Origin of the sequence: Frigoribacterium sp. PhB116 (assembly GCF_004364285.1) — a bacterium.
Classification (GTDB): Bacteria; Actinomycetota; Actinomycetes; order Actinomycetales; family Microbacteriaceae; genus Frigoribacterium.
Genome location: NZ_SOBE01000001.1, coordinates 50,371 through 68,242, shown reverse-complemented (window position 1 = coordinate 68,242; position 17,872 = coordinate 50,371). Strand labels below are relative to the sequence as shown.

Genomic DNA, 17,872 nt, shown 5'->3' with positions numbered 1-17,872 from the left:
GTGCTGCCCGCCGCCTCCTCGAGAGCACTTCCTGCCGGCTCACCGCCCCAGCGAGGAAGGGAAGCAGAGGCAGCTAGCCGATCGCGGAGATCAGACCCGTCGCGAGCAGCGTGATGAGCGTGGTCCAGACGACGATGGCGACGGCCTGCCAGAGGATGACCCAGCCCTTGGAAACTCCCGACCCGACGAACGTGGCCGCCGTGAACATGGTGGGCAGCGCCAGCGGGGCCAGGAGGCTCGCCCCGGGCACCCCGAACTTCACCAGCCAGCGCCGCAGCCGCGCCTTGCCCTTCTTCTCGGGCACCGCCTCCGTCGCCTCGACCGACCCGGCCGCGACAGGGTCCGGAGTTGCCCCGGCAGCCGGAGTCGACGCGGCGGCCCCCGCTGACCCAGGAGCGGCGGCGTAGGCGACCGGACCGCCACCGGTCGCAACGGTGCCGACACCGACGCCCGCGGCCGACGGGCTCGGATCCGCGGCCCCGGCCACCTGAGCGCCGCGACCGGCACGTCTCCGGACCAGCGCCTCCCTTATTCGTGACCCCAGCAGCACGACGACCACGACGCAGAGCAGGTTGCCGACGATCCCGGCGAGGGCGGCCACGAACGGGTGCACGCCGCCGATGATTCCGAGCGCGGACGCTCCCTCGCCCTCGATGAACGGGACGGCACCGGCCAGGGCGATGACGAGCGGCTGAACGACCTCGGGCACCTGGCCGACGAGGTCCTGGAACCAGGCGAACGGTCCGCCGGCGGTCGTGGCGGCCGAGGTGCCAGCAGCCGAGGAGGCGGTGTGGACGAAGAAGGACATGGCGGTCTCCAGGGGCGGGGTCGTCAGGACGGGAAGAAGGGGTAAGTGAAAGAAGAGGAGAGAAGAGCAGGAAGGGCAGGAGGAGGGGTGCGAGGCCGAGCAGCGGCTCAGTCGCGCAGAGACGGCAGCACGACGCTGACGAACAGCGAGTTCGAGAGCACGGCGGCGGCGACCGCGGCAGCCGACGCAGCCACGGCCTCGCCGGTGGCGGCGGCACCCCACTCGCCGCGCTGCAGCTGCTGCCCGCGGGTGTAGAGCGTGCCCGACCAGGGCAGGTCGCGGTGCATCGCCGGCAGCGCGCCGCTGGCCGACAGCAGGGCGGCGAGCGCCCCTGATCGCGGCGACGGCTCCTGGCCGTCGAGCAGCACCGGCCGCACGAGGGCGAGCATCTCGTCCCGTCGCCCGGTGCCGCCGTCAACGAGCGCCGTCGTCGGGATGAACCCGAGCGTCTTGCGGTTCTCGCGGCGCAGCGCCCCGCGCTCGACGACGCGGTCGATCATCGGCCCGCGCAGCCGCGGGCCTATCTCGAGCAGCAGCGACCGCAGGTCGGTCGGCTTCTCAGCGAGGCGACGCCACGTGGGGGCGAGCAGCGGGTCGGCGGGCTCCTGTCCCTCGACGGCGTGGACGAGTCGCCCGCGCAGTCCCGACCCGTGCTCGTCGACCCGTACCGCCTCGTCGAGGGCGAGCTCGGTGAGGACGGCGCCCGCCAGCGTGTGCAGCAGCGGCGTGCCCTCCGAGCGGATCGTGCCCGACTCCGGGTCGAAGAGCAGCACGAGCACGTCCTCGGCGAGCAAGGGCGAGGTGTCGAGGGAGGCGCGGGTGGAGTCGGTCTCGGTCATGGTCGTGTCCTCGGGTCGAGTTCGGGTGCGGTGTCGGTGTCGGTGTCGGTGTCGGTGTCGGGTGCAGGTTCGGTGGCGGGTCCGACGGCCGCGGCCGCAGGGGCGGGCTCGGCGCCCTCCGCCGCGTCCAGCGCGGCCTCGAGCGCCGCCAGGTCGTCGTCCTTGCCTGCCGACACGAGGTACGCGCGGTAGAGCACCTCGAGCTGCGCCTGGTTGTAGAGCTCGGTGACGGCCGCGCCCACGGTCGCTGTCGAGGTCGCGGAACCGTGTTCGGCGTGCCCGTCCGGGTCGGCCAGCCACGGGTACTGCTCGAAGAGCCGGCCCATGCCCGGCGCCAGTGCCGCACCGAGGCGACGTCGGGTCTCGCGGCCGGCGTCGGCGGGCAGCGAGTCGAACTCGTCGTCGTCGGAGGTGCGGGGCTCGTCCCGCAGGATCGTCCTGAGATCGTCCATCGCCGGCTCGTCGAAGACCCGCGACCAGATCATGACGAGCGCCCGGTCGGCGTCGCTGAGGTGGCCGCCGACCTCGCTGAACCCGGCGGGGAGGTCGACCGGCGCCCGGTGCTGCAGGATCAGCGCGAGCTCGCCTCGGACGCGCTGCAGCCGCTCGATGGTGGCCTCCAGCTCGGAGTCGAGCACGCGCAGAGCCGCGTCGGGGTCGTCACCCGCACCACCGACCGCCTGGATCTGGGCCAGCGGCACGCCGAGGTCGGTGAGCCGGGTGATCTGCAGCAGGCGGACCAGGTGCCGCACCTCGTACTGCTTGTAGCCGTTGGCGAGACGCGACGGCTCCTCGAGCAGCCCGAGCTGGTGGTAGTAGCGGACGCTCTTGACGGTGGTGCCGGCCATCTCGGCCAGCTGGCGGGTGCTCCAGGCCACGGGCGCCTCCTCGTCGGTGTCGTCGCCGGCGCTCGTCGCCGACTACCCACAAGTAGAAACCGTGCCCCTGGGGCAAGGTCAAGCGATCCCCCGAGAAGTCGCCGACCGGTCGAGCCCGCCCTCACCCGAGTGGTCGAGAACGGTCCTCCGCCGACCGGAGGAGAACCGTTCCCGACCACTCGACGACGCCGCCCGTCGGCAACACATGTCACCCCCGCTACACCTGTCGTCCACATCTCCCTGCTCTGATGCCCGAGGCCCGCCCCTGAACGAGGGGAGGCGCCTCCCCGATCACGAAGGACCAGGATGACCACCACCCCCACCGCCGCACGACGCCCGCGCCACCGCGCCCGCGTCGCCGCGGCGCTCCTGCTCGTCACGGCCACCGCCGTCGGAGCCACGAGCACCGTCACGTCGGCCCGCGCCGACGACGCCGTCCCGCTGCTGACCACCGAGTCGACCGCGTGGAGCTACCTCGAGACCGGGGTCGACCCGTCCGCCGGCAGCACCGACCCGCTCAGCTGGACCGCCGACGACTTCGACGACTCCCAGTGGAAGAACGCCCAGGGCAGCTTCGGCGCCAAGGGCGGCAAGGCGACCGGCATGGGCGGCGGCTACGCCGTCGACACCCTGCTGCAGCAGTACCTGCCGGGCGGCACCGCCGACGTGCCGACCTACTTCTTCCGCAGCTCCCTCGACCTCACCGCCGACCAGCTCGCGGGCTGGAAGTCGCTGACCGCCGACGTCGTCTACGACGACGCGCTCGTCGTGTACGTCAACGGCACGAAGGTCGTCGGCTACGAGGACTCCCGCATTGCCGACTTCGAGGGCAACGTCGGCTACGCGGGCGACGGCGGCGGCGACCCCGACCGCTCGACGTTCACGATCGACCCCGCCCTGCTGCGCGCCGGCGAGAACACCGTCTCGGTCGCGCTCTACCAGGACCGCTCGACCAGCTCCGACATCTACTTCGACTTCCTCTCGCTCACTCCCGTCTCGGCGAGCGCCGAGGCCACCATCAGCGACGTGTTCCTCAACGTCGGGGCCGACGAGTCGCAGCGTGCCGTGTCGTGGTACTCCGACTCGACCAGCGCCGAGGAGGCGCAGCTCGCGCTGACGAAGGACGTGACGGGCGGCGTCTTCCCGGCCCGCGCCTCCTCGTTCGCCTCCACCAGCGGAGTGGCGACCGACGGGCAGAACTGGCACCACGCGACGCTGACCGGCCTCGTGCCGAGCACCTCGTACAGCTACCGGGTCGGCAGCGACGCCGACGGCTGGTCGGAGACGTACGTCTTCGAGACGCAGGCGACCGGCGACTACGGCTTCCTGTTCATCGGCGATGCGCAGATCGGCGCGGGCGAGACCGTGCGCGACACGGCGGGCTGGGTCGAGACGATGGGCACCGCGTCCGGGGCCTTCCCCGACACGAGCTTCGTGCTGAGCGCGGGCGACCAGGTCAACACGGCGTCGAACGAGCTGCAGTACGACGGGTTCCTCGCGCCGTCGCAGACCAAGACGCTGCCCTTCGCGACCAACATCGGCAACCACGACGTCGCGAGCAAGGCGTACGAGCAGCACTTCGCGATGCCGAACGTCAGCGAGACGGCAGGCCGTCCCGACGCGGCGCGCGCCGGCGGCGACTACTGGTTCATCTACCAGGACACGCTCTACATCTCGTTCAACTCGAACGACCGTGACGACGCCGGCCACGCCGACTTCGCGAGCACGGTGATCGCCGAGCACGGCGACGAGGCCCGCTGGACCATCGTCACCTTCCACCACTCCGTCTACAGCGTCGCCTCGCACGCGACCGACGGCGACATCGTCACCCGCCGCGCCGAGCTGCCGCCCGTGATGAGCGAGCTCGACGTCGACCTGGTGCTGATGGGCCACGACCACGTGTACGTCCGCAGCTACCTAATGAGCGGCACGACGCCGGTGCACACCGACGAGCCGGTCGACGGCACGGTCGCGCCCGAGGGCGACGAGGTGCTCTACGTCACGGCGAACTCGTCGAGCGGCAGCAAGTACTACGACATCCAGTCGCAGGACTTCGACTTCAGCGCCGTGCAGAACCAGGAGTACACGCCGAACTTCACCAACGTCGAGGTGACGGCCGACTCCATCGCGATGACGACGTACCGCACGACCGACATGGCCGTCGTCGACGAGGTCACGCTGTCGCGCCCGGCCGACCCGACGGAGCCTCCCGTCGACCCGACCGACCCCACCACGCCGCCGGTGGACCCGACGACGCCGCCCGTCGACCCGGGCACCGGGGAGCCCACGGCGGTGCCGCTCTCCGAGCTGACGGAGGCGACGCACACGCTGGTCGTGACCGCCGTCGACGAGGCGGAGGGCACGCTCACCGCGACCGTCCCGCGTCGACTCGCCGGTGCGGCGCTCGACTGGTTCGTGCACTCGGAGCCCGTCTACCTGGGCGACGACCCCAGTGACGACGACGGGGTGCTCACGCTGCGCCTCCCCGAGGGCCTCGGAGCCGGCACCCACACCCTCGTCGGCCAGACCGACGCCACGGGAGCCGAGACCTGGGGCACCTTCGAGCTGACCGCCGTCTCCGACCCGCTGCCCGGCACGCCCGGTGCCGGCGGTGCCGGTTCGGGCACCGGTGCAGGCGCGGGTGCGGGCACGTCGGCCGGAGGCTCGACCACCACGGCGCAGGCCGACGGCGCGCTCGCCTTCACCGGCAGCGACGCCCTCCCCCTCGCCGCGGGAGCGCTGCTGGTGCTGCTCGCCGGCCTCGCGCTGGTCATCCGGGCCCGCCGCCGCCGCGCGTAGCCCGCAGCTCGCCCTTGGGGCGTCGAGTTGCCGCACCCGTGCGGCAGCCGGCGCCCCTCGCGCCTCGTGGTCAGCCCGGGGGCTGGGCACCAGCGAGTGCTCGGGCTATGAGGGCAGTTGCGATCTGGTCGGATCGGTTCGGTACCTGTGCCAGCGCGTGAGCCGCGGCCCTGATGCCGCCAGCGGAGACGATGGCCGCACCAGAGGCACGCACCTCGCCGTTGATCCACATCGTCACCCCCTCTCGCTGCCAGCTGACGGTCCGCTCAGGTCCGGCGTCGTGGGCTAGGGCCCAGTCCGCGTACCGACACAGATCCTCGAAGGTCGACCACATGCCACCCGAGGCGGCGTAGGGAGACCCGGCCATCTGCCACGGCGCGAGCGGCCGCCCGAACCAGAGCGACGGCATGATGCAGTCGTGGGCTCTCGGGGTCACAGTGGCCGTGGTGATGCCGGCCGGGACGAGAACGTGCTCCTGGACCGCACCGAACCAGTCTCCGTGCACGCGATCCAAGATGCTGCCGAGCAGGGCGTACCCGGTGTTCGAGTACAGGTACTCGCCCCACGCTCCGCCCTCAGGTCGGACGTCCTCGGGCGACAGGGGCCGACCGACTGTGCCCCGGTAGGGGTCTCGCACGAGACCACCCCGCATGTTCGTGGGCAAGCGCCGCAAGCCCGAGGTGTGGTGGACCAGGTCCGCGACCGTGTACTCGGCGTCCGGGTACTCGGGCAGCAGGTCTGCCACACGACGATTCGTGTCGAGGGTCAGATACGCGGTGGTGCCGACCAGCCCCTTGGTGATGCTGCCCCACTCCAAGAGCGAAGCCCTTGCGTAGGGCCCCGCGGCCCCCCGGTCTTCGACCCAGGCACTGTCGGCCGCAGCACGGACACTCGCGCGCCAGTCACCAGACGCTTTCAGGGAATCTCTCATCATGCACCTCCTCGAGCGTCCGGATCGGGCCGGGGCCGCCACGCCTCGATGAGCTTCCGTACATGAACGCGGAAGCGCTCGATGTGACCATTGACGAAGAGCATGTCGTATGCGGCCATCACGAGAGCGAAGGAGGTGAGGCCCATGAGGACGCCGATGGCAAGGTGGAAAACAAGCATGGCTGTCACTGCGGCGATTCGTCCTCCACGAAAGACGATGAACACAGGAGAGAAGACAGAAACTAAGACCGTGGCGTATCCGCCAAGAACCGGAAGCCAGTCAGATTGCATGAGTAGGGGCGTGACACCGGGGAGGAAGAACTCCGGAACATTCAGGACGTAGTAAAGCGCCGTACCGTCCTGCCAAAGATCTCCTTGAACTTTGTATAGGCCAGCCATCAGATAGACGATGCAGACCTGGACCGCGAGAAGAAGCAACCCAGTGTTGTTACAGACTGCGACGGTAGCGCTCTCAGCCCGCTCTCGTCCTCGTCTCCTCACTGCGAATGACGAATGACACCGCGTAAGCAGGAGAAAGGGAATCGCGGTCGCCGTGAGCGCATCCCCGCCATCCATGAATGAGGGGTTTGCCATGTACAGCGACCAAAGCAACACATAGTGGGCAGCCAGGACGGCCCGCCCGCCGATACCGAGCAGCACAAGGAGGGCCATGACGATGCCGGTATGGAAGATGAGCTCGAAAACAACGGGCGACGATGAGGCGGAGTAGAGACTGAATGTCCCTATGCTGGCCGCATAGTCAGAGATCCCCTGCTGCCCGTACACGCCGTCCGGCCCGAAGAAAAGGGCCCTATCTGTGTAGTGGCGAAGGTACAGCGCGAGGGAAGTGAACCCGATCACGGCTCTCATGAGGCTCAGCGCTGTCGTGGCCCGAGCCGCACCGGTCATCCACTCGAAAATCGAATCGGCTCGCGTCCTCAAGGCAGAAATCACAGGACGATCCACTTGGAGTCGAGAACATGCACTTCTCCCCGCGTGCTCAAGTCCATTCGAGTCGACCAAGGCGGGAGCGAACGGGTCACGTATCGAATTTGCACCGCGGTTGGTCTCAATGGTGATTGGCCTGAACAGGCGGTCACACGAGCGGCGTACCGAGCAAGAAGGCGCTCCGCCCGCTTACCGGCCGCGCCGTCGTCCGGAATGAGATCCTCAGCGTTTCTCTCCGAGAGTCGTTGCGCGATGTCGTCCCTCGCGAATCGCTCGACGAGAGCACTGCTGACGATCCGGCTCTCCCTTGACGGGAACAGTCGAGTTCCTTGAGTCTCTGCGATGGCCGGCGAGGAAATATCAACCCACGCTTCGGGATCGCCGTCGCAGCGGAGTCGTGCCACGACCCCGCGCTCGTCGCTCACGGGATCCGGCGCGAACAACTGCCAGTTCTGGGAAAAGTGCGGATTAAGTAGTTGCGCGACCGGTCCAACGTCAAATCGGATCGGGGTAACAGGTCCGGCGAGCACAAGTGCATTCAGTGTGAAAGTCATAACGACGCTCAAGCCGAGCGCAGCACCAAGTTCTCTTCGCATGAACCTTCCTTCGAGGAGCGACGGGGCTCACCCTTTCGGGTGAACCCCATCTGGACGACTTATCGATCGAAGTAGGCGGTTTCCACGTCGGGAGAATTGAGAGGCGTCGCCGACATGAAGCCCAGGACACTAGCCAGTCGGGCCATGTTGCCGACGGCCTGGGGTGCCTTGGCCGCCTTGAAGCCGATGGCCATCGCTCTCGCGACTCCCACCACACGACGGGGCGCCATCTCGTCGACGCCTGACTCCGTGCTGGCCGGATCGTTGAGAGCTTCCGCCATGGCAGACGTCTGCTCGTACGAAGTGGGAGCGGCATTCGCTGGGGTGCCAGCTAGGACGCCCCCGAAGATCATGGCGACTACCAAGCATGAACCGAGTTTCTGATTTTTCTTCATTTTTTATGAATTCCAATCTGCTGAAATACGAGTTCTATGTGTAGCACTTCCAGACCTGTCTGTCTACGGCCAAGATCTGGGCCCCAGAGCCGCGCACCCTGATCGAGCCGGGAGCGCGCCGACCTACTTGGAGGCGCAAGGGCGAACCCGTCGACCCCGAGAAATGGCGCCCACAGGCCAGGTGCTGCTGAGCGGGGCGGTGGCGGGGCGCTGCTTTCGGACCTGTCGGGCTGACGTTCATCACGTGCGACCCGCTCTCCATGGCGCTCGTCGCCCTGGCCCGCCGACGCCAGCCCTAGACTCCGCACGTCCTCCCTCGAAAGGCCCCGAATCGACCTCCGAGCCCCTCGGAAGGTCGATCCGGGGCCTCTCACCCGTCCCGCGCGGCGGTGAACCGGCAGAAATGGTTCTCGGGCAGCGCTGAGACAGCACTTTCTGCCGGTTCACCAGCCCCAGAAGGCCTCAGGCGAAGGAGGCGCCCGTCTCGTGCCCGAGGAACGTCCACATCCACGTCAGCGCCAGCTCCGACGTCAGCCCCGGAGCCTTCTGCGCCAGCTGCGTCGCGACCCCGTCGCTGTACGCGGCGAGCTTGAGCGCCACCTCCGACGCGCGATCGGCGCCGTCCGGACCAGCAGCCCCGGCCCCATCCGGGCCCGCAGCTCCTGCCGCGGCCCCGAGCGCCGGGAACGCGCCCGACTCCGCCCCGCGCCGGAGCGTCCGCGTGAGGCACGCCTCCCAGACGCGGATCCGCTCGACGTACTCTGCGGCGACCGCGGGTTTCCGCGCGACGGCCGTCCAGTAGTCCGACCAGAGCCGCCAGTGTTCGTCGCTCGCGTCCGTCGCGGCGAAGAGCGGCTCGACGAGCATCCGCACGCCGGCGACCGGGTCCGGCTCGGCGTCGACAGCCTCGATGATCGACGAGTAGAAGCGCGCCGTCTCGAGCACGACGACTTCGTTGAGGATCTCCGCGACGCTCTCGAAGTGGTAGGTCACCGTGCCCACCGAGACGCCCGCCTCCCCCGCGATGTCGCGCAGCCGCGTCCCGCCGAGCCCCTCGCGCAGGATGACGCCGCGCGCCGCCTCCACGATCAGCGCCCGCCGCACGGCCGGCTTCTGTCGCCCGCCGCCAGCGGCGACAGCCGCACCCGCAGACACGGCCGTACCCGCAGCCGCAGCCGCAGCAGCACCGGCACCAGCACCAGCAGAACCAGCCGCAGACGCACCCACAGCCGAGGAGGCGCCGCTCCCGTCCCCGACCCCGCTCACGCCGACGTCCTCGGCACCCGGTCCTCGAACCGGCGTTCCGCGACCACGACGACCGGCGCCTCCGGCCCACCGTCGCGAGCCCACGCCTGGACGGTGTTGACGACGACGAACTCGTCCCGGGTCGCCGTCAGCCGCGACGTCGTCTCGAGCCACGCCTGCCACGAGGGCTTCTCGAGCCCGATGGCCCAGCGCGACTCCGCCGAGGCCGACAGCGGGTCGCCGTCGGTGATGCGGTAGGTCTCGCGGCTGTCCTCGGTGAAGACGAGCCCGTCGGGGTACTCGCGTCCTCCGCCGTAGCCGGGGTCGACGTCGAGCACCCACTCGCCCGTGCCGACGTCGTGCGAGACGCTGCGCTGCGGCAGGTCCGACGCAGGCGGCAGCGCGCGGACGGCGAGCGGGGTCGCGCGGACCGGCTCCTCGAAGCGGACGCCGTCGTCGTCGCTCCGCGTCCAGACGGGCAGCGTCACCGAGCTGTGCCGCGGGTCGATCGTCAGGGTCGCCTCGTCGGGGTGCGGCCAGATCCAGGGCCAGTAGGCGGACGAGACCGCCACCCGGAGGCGGTGGCCGACCGGGAAGGAATGTCCGGTCGAGACCAAGGCGACCTGCACGACCTCCTCGACCCCCGCCTCCATCGGGACGTTCTGATCGCGACCGTGCCGCTTGTTCAGGTTGAGGACCCCGCGGGTGACGAGCGTCGAGCTGCCGTCGGGGGCGACGTCGCAGAGCCGCACGATGACCGTGGCCGACGTCCGGTCGCTCGTCAGCGCGAGGTCGACGACGACGTTCCCCAGCAGGTCGAGGGGCGCCCCCGTGGCCAGCAGGTCGAAGCAGGCCGAGCGTCCGTCCTCGCCGCGCTGGTCGGGCGGCAGGTCGGTGGCGTTGCCGAAGGGGAAGAAGCGTCCAGCGTCGAGTCCGGTGCTCTGCGGCGAGCGCACCGACACCGGTCCGTGCTCGCCGCCGACGGCGAGCGACAGCGACTCGACCCGAGCCGAGGTCGCCTCCGATGGCCAGGCCTCGGCGGCGACCCAGCGGCCGGTCCGCTCGGCGTAGAACGTCGCGGGAGGCTCGGAGTCGTTGATCCAGGCCCGCAGCGCCGGCTCGTCGTCGACGCCGTTCGGCTCGTCGAGCAGCCAGCGGTCCCACCAGCGCAGCGTCTCCTGCAGGAACCCGATGCCCGGCCCCGGAGCCAGCCCGCGGTCCGGGTACTGGTGCGACCACGGCCCGACGATCCCCTTGACGGGGGCATCGAGGTTCGACACGAGCCGCAGCACGGCGTCGCGGTACGGGTCGGCCCAGCCGCCGACGGCGAGCACGGCGGCCGTGATCGAGGAGTAGTCCTCGCAGACGCTGCCGTGCCGCCAGTAGTCGTCGCGTTCCTGGTGGGCGAGCCAGGTCGGCGTCATCGGCCGGTTGTGCTCGAGCCGCTCGCGCCACTGGGCGACCCAGTCGGCACCGACGACCTCGGGCCGCGGCGGACGGGAGTTGAACGCGAACATCGTCCCGCCCCAGGCCGCCATGTCGATGCCGAGCACGGCGCCGCCCATGTAGTGCACGTCGTTGTCGTACCGGTCGTCGGTCGAGCACACGGTCACGATCGCCTTCAGCGCCGCGGGCGCTCGTCCGGCGAGCTGGAGCGCGTTGAACCCGCCCCACGAGATCCCGAACATGCCGACCGCGCCCGTCGACCACGGCTGGGCGGCGAGCCACTCGATCAGGGCCATGCCGTCGTCGAGTTCCTGCACGGAGTACTCGTCGTCGAACAGCCCGTCGCTCGACCCCGTGCCCCGGATGTCCACCCGCACCGACGCGTACCCCCGCGCCGCGTACCAGGGGTGCCGCTCGCTGTCGCGCGGAGCCGTCCAGTCGTCGAGCCGGTACGGCAGGTACTCGAGGAGCACCGGCACCGGGTGCTCGACCCGCGGTGCCCAGATGCGCGCGTGCAGCCGCGTGCCGTCCGGCAGCGGCACCCACTCGTCGCGCACGTCGACCTCGTGCAGCACTGCCGGGTCGCGAAGGAGGCGCGGGTCGCGACCGGCGGACCGGTCGCCCTGGCGCCCTTGGTCGGCCTGGCGCCCCTGGTCGGCCTGGCGCCCCTGGTCGGCCTGGCGCCCTTGGGCGCCGTACGCGCGCTGGTCGCCGTGTGCATGCGGGGCGCGCTGCTCGTCCTGCCCGCTCACGAGGCGCCCCCGTCCCGACGTTGGCCCTGTTCGCGCTCACGCAGGCGGCGCAGGAGGTGGGCCTCCGCAGCGATGCCGCCCTCCGCCTCCTCGTCGCCGGCGCGGTCGTGCAGCTGCACCCCGCCGTGCACGCTGGTCCGAACCGCGCCCCTGCCGACGTCGATCCGTCCCGTGCCGGATCGCTCGGCACCGCGCGTCCCCACCACGGCCCCCCTGGTCACGTCGTCCTCTCTCACATCGCCTCCCAGTGCTTGATCCGGTGTCCGTCGCCGTGGTCGTCCCAGCCGTCGGCGTCGCGCCAGCGCGGGCGTCCGTCGCCGACGCTCGGCAGCTCGGTGGTGCCCGGGTCGAGCGTCGCGTCGAGGAGCGTCTGCGTGTACGGGTGGTTCGGACCGGAGAACACGGCGTCGGCCGTGCCGACCTCCACGATCTGTCCGCCCGTCATGACGGCGACGCGGTCGGCCACCCCGCGCACCACGGCGAGATCGTGGCTGATGAAGAGGCAGCTCAGCCCCTTCTCGTCGCGGAGCCCCGTCAGCAGGTCGAGCACCCCCGCCTGCACCCGCACGTCGAGCGCGGTCGTGATCTCGTCGGCGATGATCAGCTCGGGACCGGCGGCGAGCGCGCGGGCGATGCCGACGCGCTGGCGCTGACCGCCCGAGAGCTGGGCCGGCAGGCGTGCGGCGAAGTCCGGCGACAGCCCGACCTCGACCAGCAGCTCGGCGACGCGATCGGCCCGTGCGGAGCCGGTCAGCCCCGTGAACAGCGTCAGCGGCCGAGCGATGGCGGCGCCGACGGTGCGTCGCGGGTTGAGCGACGTGTCCGCGTTCTGGAACACCAGCTGCACCGACCGCCGCAGCTCCGCAGTGCGCCTCGCGACGGGCTGGGTGAGGTCGCCCTCGACGCCGTCCGTGCCGCGGAACGTGAACGACCCCGACTCCGCCGGGATCAGCCCCGCCATCGCCGTCGCGAGCGTCGACTTGCCGGAGCCCGACTCCCCCACCACGGCCAATGTCTCCCGCCGCCCGATCTCGAGCGACACCCGGTCGACGGCCGCAGGCAGCCCGCGGCCGTACCGCACGACCAGCTCGCGCGCGACGACGACCCCCTTCGACGGCTCGCTGGGCGCTGCTGTCTCGCTGTCGGTGGCGTGCCCGGCGCCGTCAACGCGACCCGCGCCTCCCGCGAACCCCGCAGTGGACGATGCACCCCGCAACGACGAGGTGTTCGGTCCACTCGAGGGTGCATCGCGGTGCCCGGTCCCGGCAGCACCGGCAGCGCCGGCAGCGCCGGCAGCGCCGGCCGCAGATTCACCCGCAGGAGGTGCGGCGCCGTCCCCGGAACCGCCCACCACACGCTTCGCCCGCGCCAAGAACCGCGTTCCGAACGATGAACCGCGTTTTATCGCGGTTCCCGGTTCGGAACCCGGTTCATGGTGAACAGACCCGTCGTCGGCCCCGCCCACGCGCGGGATGCTCGCGAGCAGCTCCCGCGTGTACGGGTCGCGCGGGTCGGCGAACAGGTCCGCGGTCGCCCGGTGCTCGACGACGACCCCGTCGCGCATGACGGCGATCTCGTCGGCCATGCTCGAGACGACGCCGAGGTCGTGGCTCACGAGCAGGATCGCCATGTCGAGCTCGACGGCGAGGTCGCGGATCAGCTCCAGCACTGCGGACTGCGTGACGACGTCGAGCGCGGTCGTCGGCTCGTCGAGCACCAGCAGCTTGGGACGCGCCGCGACGGCCATCGCGATCGCGATCCGCTGCTGCTGCCCGCCGGAGAGCTGGTGCGGATATCGCCGCACGATCCCCTCGGGGTCGGGCAGCCGCACGTGCCGGACGAGCTCGAGCACGCGCTCGTGGCCGCCGGGCAGCCCGTGGCTCTCGAGCGCCTCGCGCAGCTGTCGGCCGACGCGCATCGACGGAGTCAGCGCCTGCCCGGCGTTCTGGGCGACGAGTGCCGCCGTGCCGCCGCGCAGTGCCCGGCGGGCCCGCTCGTCGAGCGCGAAGACGTCGGAACCGGCCACGGTGACGCTGCCGCCGACGAGGCGCGAGCCCCGTCGGAGGTGCGCCAGCAGCGTCCGAGCCACCGTCGACTTCCCGCTGCCGCTCTCGCCGACGAGGCCGAGTGCGCGACCGGCGGCGATGTCGAAGCTGACGCCCCGCACCACGGGCACCTCGCGGCGTCCGGCGGAGTACGAGATCGAGAGGTCGTCGACGCGCACGACGAGGTCGCGGGCGATCTCGCCGACCGCACCCGCGCCTCCTCGTGTCTGGTCTGCCAAGGAATCGGACGATCGAGCGCTCATCAGATCGCCCCCTTCTGCGCGCGGTCCACGCCGAGCGTCTTGCTGAGTCCGTCGGCGCTGAGGTTGAGGCCGATCACGAGGGTGGCGAGCGCGACGACGGGGGCGAGGGTCCCGAGCGGCACGACGGTGAGGGCGGTGCGGTTCTCCTGCACCATGAGCCCCCAGTCGGGAGTCGGCGGGTTCGCGCCGAACCCCAGGAACGACAGCGTCGAGATCAGCAGCACGATCCAGGAGGCGCGCATCGCGAACTCGACGAGCACCACGTCGGTGACGTTCGGCAGGATCTCGCGGAACACGATGCTGAGCGCTCCCTCGCCGCGGGCGCGGGCGGCGGTGACGTAGTCCTGGGTGATGACGGTGCGGGCGGCTCCGCGGACGACGCGCGTCACGGCCGGTGCGTAGACGACGGTGACGGCGAGCACGATGACCCACAGCCCCGAGTCGAAGACGGTCACGACGACGAGCAGCGCGAGGATCGACGGCACGCTCAGCAGCGCGTCGACGATGCGCATGACGACCTCGTCGAACCAGTTGTCGGCGTAGGCGGTGACGCAGCCGAGCACCGTGCCGATGCCGACGGCGATCGTCGTCGCGAGGAACGTCACGAGCAGCGCGTACTGACCGCCGTGCAGGGTGCGCGAGAGGATGTCGCGGCCGTACTGGTCCGTGCCGAGCCAGTGCGACCAGCTCGCGCCGCTGAGCGCTGCGGTCGAGTCGGTCATGACGGGGTCGTGTCCCGAGATCAGCGGGGCGAGCACGGCGAGCAGCACGTGCAGGGCGATGAGTCCCAGCCCGATGCCGAGGGCCGAGGAGGCGCTGATGCTGCTGCCGAGACCGGTCCAGACCGAGCGCAGGCGCGTCGCGATCGGGGGTGAGGTCGCCACAGAGCCTGATCCGTCCCGTGACGGATCATCGCCCTGACCCGATCCGTCCCGTGACGGATCAGCCCCAGGAGCAACAGAGCCAGAGGCAGGAGGAGGCGTGATCGTGCTCATGAACGGGCCTTCCGTCGGGTGCGCAGCCGCGGGTCGAGCGCGAGGGCGATCAGGTCGGCCGCGAGGTTGCAGACGACGTAGACGAGCGCGCTGACGACGGCGATCGCCTGGATGGTGGGCAGGTCGCGGTTGAAGACCGACTCGAGCATGAGCTTGCCCATGCCCGGGTAGTTGAAGACGTTCTCGACGACGACGACTCCCCCGAGCAGCCACGCGACGTTGAGCGCGACGACGTTCAGCGTCGGCAGCAGGGCGCTCGGCACGGCGTGGCGCCAGACGACCTGGCGGGTCGAGAGGCCCTTGAGCTCGGCGGTGGTGACGAACTCCGAGGCCATCACGTCGATGGTCGACGAGCGGGCCGTCCGGACGATGTAGGCCGCCATGGCGAGGGTCAGCACGATGGCGGGCAGCCAGACGCTCGGCAGCAGCTCCGTCACGGTGGCGCTGTCGCCGCGCAGCACGACGGCCGGGAAGATCGGGATCGCGACCGCGAAGAGCAGCACGAGGATCGTGGCGACCATGAACTCCGGCACGCTCATCACGACCAGGCTGATCAGCGAGATGGCGTGGTCGCTCGGGCGGCCGCGGCGCACGCCCGCGACGACGCCGAGCGTCAGCGACAGCGTGACGCCGACGAGCAGGGCCGGCACGGCGATCAACATGCTGTTGCGGAACGCGACGAGCAGGTCGGGCCCGACCGGAGCCCCGCTGACCAACGAGATGCCGAAGTCGCCGTGGCTGGCGCCGACGAGCCACTGGCCGTAGCGGGCCCAGACGTTCTGGTCGAGGCCGAGCGTCTCGCGCAGGGCGGCGACCGCGTCGGGCGTCGCGTCCTGGCCGAGCAGCTGCTGCGCGACGTCGCCGGGCAGCGCCTGCACCGCGAAGAACACGAAGAAGGAGGCGAGCAGCACGGTGAGCAGGGCGGTGCCGACCCGGCGCAGCACGAGCAGAGCGGTGGTGACCGCTGCGCCTCCTGGGCGGGCGCCTCCTGCGGTCTGCTTGTCGAGGCCCGACGACGGACGCGGCTGGCGCGGCGGCGTGGCAGGGGTCGTGATCTCAGTGCTCATGCGCGCAGTCCGATCTGCAGGTAGTCGAACTCGAAGCCGTACTCGCGGTAGTTGACGACGTCCCGGCCGAGGCCGACGAGGCGGTCGCCGAACATCGGGGTCATGTCGGCGGAGTCCTCGACGATGACGCGCTGGGCGTCCTGGTAGAGCATCCGGCGACGGTCGTCGTTCATCTCGGCGCGGGCGGAGTCGAGCAGCCCGTCGAAGGTGGGGTTCGACCAGGCGCTCTCGTTGTACGACGAGCCGGTGCGGAAGATCTGGTTCAGCAGCTGGTCGATCGGGCGGCCGGTGAACCAGTAGCTGACCATCAGCGGCTTCTGCATCCAGATCTGTGTGTAGTACGAGTCCGAGGAGGCGTTGCGCACGACGAGGTCGATGCCCGCCTCCTTGACCTGGTCGCGGTACGCGACGGCCATCGGGGTGAAGACCGACTCGTAGCTGGACGTGTAGATCTCGGTGCGGAACCCTTCGCGACCTGCCTGCTTGAGCAGGGCGCGGGCCTTGTCGGGGTCGTGCTGGCGCTGCTCGTCGAGCCACACGGCCTGGGTGGGAGGCACGGGGTTGTCCCACCCCGGCGAGCCGGTGCCCTGCAGGGCAGTGTCGACGATGGCCTGGGGTTCGTAGGCGAGCTTCATGGCCTGGCGGACCAGCGGGTCGCTGAACTCGGCGGAGGTGAACAGCATCGGGATCGTGTACCACTGCGCGTTGGCGGAGCGGGCGACGGTGGCGGTGCTCGAGGCGCTGACGACCTGGGCGGTGGCGAAGTCGAGGTTGGTCTGCGAGATGAGGTCGATCTGGCCGGCGAGCAGGGCGTTGACGCGGGCGGTCGTGTCCTGGATCGAGTAGAAGTCGATGCCGTCGAGCACCGGACGCCCGGCGAAGTGGTCCTCGAACGCCTCGATGCTGCCGGTGCCCGCGGGCTCGAAGCTGCTGAGCTTGAACGGCCCCGTCCCGATGCCGGTCGTGCCGATGCCGTTCGGGTCGCCGGGCTCGGCGCTGCCCTCGGGGACGATGTAGCACTGGTACGCCGTCAGCAGCGAGGGGAACTCGGCGTTGGCGGTCAGCAACTCGAAGCGGAGGGTGAGCGGGTCGGGGGCGCTCATGCTGCCCGGGCCGATCATGGCGGCGAGCACCTCGCCCTGGGGCGAGCCGGTGTCGGGGTCGAGGATGTGCTCGATCGAATAGATCGCGTCCGCGGCGGTGAAGCGGCGTCCGTCGTGGAATGTGACGCCTTGGCGCAGGCGGAAGGTCCAGGTGACGCCGTCGGGGGTGGCGGACCACTCCTCGGCGAGGTCGGGCACGGTGACGCCCTGCTCGTCGAGCTTGACGAGGCGGTTGTAGAGGGCGCCGAGGTACTCGTAGGCCGAGAGGGAGCTGGCCGAGTCGAGCGTCTCCGCGGCGGAGGCGGCCGGCCGGGCGATGCGCAGGCGTCCGCCGCTCTTCGCTGTACCAACGGCGGCGGCCTCGGGGATGGTCGGGTTGCTCCGGGCCGGGGTGCAGCCCGACAGGGTGAGCAGGCCCAGCCCGGCGAGCCCGGCGGCGCCGGCCAGCACGGTGCGCCGGCTCAGGCCGGATCGGTGTTCAGGGACGATCGGTGTCATGCGGGGATGGCCTTCCGTTTATCGTTCCGCTGAACGATAAGGGACTTGCGGCCCTGCCGCGAGGCCGTCAGACCGCAGGAGGCGGCACTTGCGTGCGCACTCTGCACCCCGCGATCCCCGCAGCTACGGGCCTGCGGCCGGGGTCGCGCCCTCCCCCTCCCGCCCCCGAAGCTTCACGCACTCGTTACATGCGGGCGTGCGCGAGTGCCGAGCCAAGTCCTCGTAACGCCCGGAAGGGCGTCCGGGCGCTGCCTCCCGGCAGGAC

At 70.7% G+C, this 17,872-nt stretch carries 14 protein-coding genes; 1 reads left to right on the top strand and 13 read right to left on the bottom strand.

From position 1 onward, the window contains the following. Positions 1–73: 73 nt before the first annotated feature. The 3 genes from EDF20_RS00295 to EDF20_RS00285 all read right to left on the bottom strand — a co-directional run bounded on the left by EDF20_RS00295 (position 74) and on the right by EDF20_RS00285 (position 2,525). Complete coding sequence (locus tag EDF20_RS00295) at positions 74–808, bottom strand: small multidrug efflux protein (protein WP_243833312.1); 735 nt, start codon at positions 806–808, stop codon at positions 74–76. Positions 809–915: 107 nt separating this feature from the next. Further along, on the bottom strand, positions 916–1,647 hold the full coding sequence (locus tag EDF20_RS00290; protein ID WP_133737370.1) for a GPP34 family phosphoprotein: 732 nt from the start codon (positions 1,645–1,647) through the stop codon (positions 916–918). Further along, entirely contained in the window at positions 1,644–2,525 is an 882-nt protein-coding gene (locus EDF20_RS00285) for a MerR family transcriptional regulator (RefSeq protein WP_133737369.1), read from the bottom strand. Before EDF20_RS00285 ends, EDF20_RS00290 begins: the two co-directional genes overlap by 4 nt. Before the next feature lie 306 nt (positions 2,526–2,831). Between EDF20_RS00285 and EDF20_RS00280 the strand changes: the two genes are divergently transcribed. Then, the gene (locus tag EDF20_RS00280; RefSeq protein WP_133737368.1) at positions 2,832–5,324 is read left to right on the top strand and encodes an FN3 domain-containing metallophosphoesterase family protein; all 2,493 of its coding nucleotides are present in this window, start codon (positions 2,832–2,834) and stop codon (positions 5,322–5,324) included. Positions 5,325–5,394: 70 nt separating this feature from the next. Here the strand turns inward: EDF20_RS00280 and EDF20_RS00275 are convergent, their stop codons facing one another. The 10 genes from EDF20_RS00275 to EDF20_RS00230 all read right to left on the bottom strand — a co-directional run bounded on the left by EDF20_RS00275 (position 5,395) and on the right by EDF20_RS00230 (position 17,607). Continuing rightward, entirely contained in the window at positions 5,395–6,255 is an 861-nt protein-coding gene (locus tag EDF20_RS00275; protein ID WP_148050017.1) for a serine hydrolase domain-containing protein, read from the bottom strand. After that, positions 6,255–7,208: an HTTM domain-containing protein gene (locus EDF20_RS00270; protein ID WP_133737367.1), complete on the bottom strand. Its 954-nt coding sequence runs from the start codon at positions 7,206–7,208 to the stop codon at positions 6,255–6,257. Before EDF20_RS00270 ends, EDF20_RS00275 begins: the two co-directional genes overlap by 1 nt. 649 nt (positions 7,209–7,857) lie before the next feature. Beyond that, positions 7,858–8,193 (bottom strand): hypothetical protein, encoded by a 336-nt coding sequence (locus tag EDF20_RS00265; protein ID WP_133737366.1) that lies wholly within the window; start codon positions 8,191–8,193, stop codon positions 7,858–7,860. A 462-nt stretch (positions 8,194–8,655) separates the two neighbouring features. Next, on the bottom strand, positions 8,656–9,459 hold the full coding sequence (locus EDF20_RS00260; protein ID WP_243833310.1) for a TetR/AcrR family transcriptional regulator: 804 nt from the start codon (positions 9,457–9,459) through the stop codon (positions 8,656–8,658). Continuing rightward, the gene (locus tag EDF20_RS00255; RefSeq protein ID WP_243833309.1) at positions 9,456–11,636 is read right to left on the bottom strand and encodes a CocE/NonD family hydrolase; all 2,181 of its coding nucleotides are present in this window, start codon (positions 11,634–11,636) and stop codon (positions 9,456–9,458) included. The genes EDF20_RS00260 and EDF20_RS00255 overlap by 4 nt, the downstream gene beginning before the upstream one ends. Beyond that, positions 11,633–11,857 (bottom strand): hypothetical protein, encoded by a 225-nt coding sequence (locus EDF20_RS00250; RefSeq protein ID WP_133737365.1) that lies wholly within the window; start codon positions 11,855–11,857, stop codon positions 11,633–11,635. The genes EDF20_RS00255 and EDF20_RS00250 overlap by 4 nt, the downstream gene beginning before the upstream one ends. Before the next feature lie 11 nt (positions 11,858–11,868). After that, positions 11,869–13,920 carry an ABC transporter ATP-binding protein gene (locus EDF20_RS15975; protein WP_243833308.1) on the bottom strand — a complete coding sequence of 684 codons (2,052 nt, stop codon included), beginning with the start codon at positions 13,918–13,920 and terminating at the stop codon, positions 11,869–11,871. A gap of 23 nt (positions 13,921–13,943) precedes the next feature. Continuing rightward, on the bottom strand, positions 13,944–14,828 hold the full coding sequence (locus tag EDF20_RS00240) for an ABC transporter permease (protein ID WP_243833307.1): 885 nt from the start codon (positions 14,826–14,828) through the stop codon (positions 13,944–13,946). A gap of 107 nt (positions 14,829–14,935) precedes the next feature. Then, positions 14,936–16,006 (bottom strand): ABC transporter permease, encoded by a 1,071-nt coding sequence (locus tag EDF20_RS00235; RefSeq protein ID WP_133737364.1) that lies wholly within the window; start codon positions 16,004–16,006, stop codon positions 14,936–14,938. After that, positions 16,003–17,607, bottom strand: a complete 1,605-nt coding sequence (locus EDF20_RS00230) for an ABC transporter substrate-binding protein (RefSeq protein WP_133737363.1) — start codon at positions 17,605–17,607, stop codon at positions 16,003–16,005. The genes EDF20_RS00235 and EDF20_RS00230 overlap by 4 nt, the downstream gene beginning before the upstream one ends. Between the last annotated feature and the right edge of the window lie 265 nt (positions 17,608–17,872).

Bases quoted from the DNA above. Each gene is read 5' to 3' on its own strand.
- EDF20_RS00230 (WP_133737363.1), bottom strand. From the start codon at position 17,607: ATGACACCGATCGTCCCTGAACACCGATCCGGCCTGAGCCGGCGCACC.
- EDF20_RS00280 (WP_133737368.1), top strand. From the start codon at position 2,832: ATGACCACCACCCCCACCGCCGCACGACGCCCGCGCCACCGCGCCCGC.
- EDF20_RS00265 (WP_133737366.1), bottom strand. From the start codon at position 8,193: ATGAAGAAAAATCAGAAACTCGGTTCATGCTTGGTAGTCGCCATGATC.
- EDF20_RS00290 (WP_133737370.1), bottom strand. From the start codon at position 1,647: ATGACCGAGACCGACTCCACCCGCGCCTCCCTCGACACCTCGCCCTTG.
- EDF20_RS00295 (WP_243833312.1), bottom strand. From the start codon at position 808: ATGTCCTTCTTCGTCCACACCGCCTCCTCGGCTGCTGGCACCTCGGCC.
- EDF20_RS00275 (WP_148050017.1), bottom strand. From the start codon at position 6,255: ATGAGAGATTCCCTGAAAGCGTCTGGTGACTGGCGCGCGAGTGTCCGT.
- EDF20_RS00235 (WP_133737364.1), bottom strand. From the start codon at position 16,006: ATGAGCACTGAGATCACGACCCCTGCCACGCCGCCGCGCCAGCCGCGT.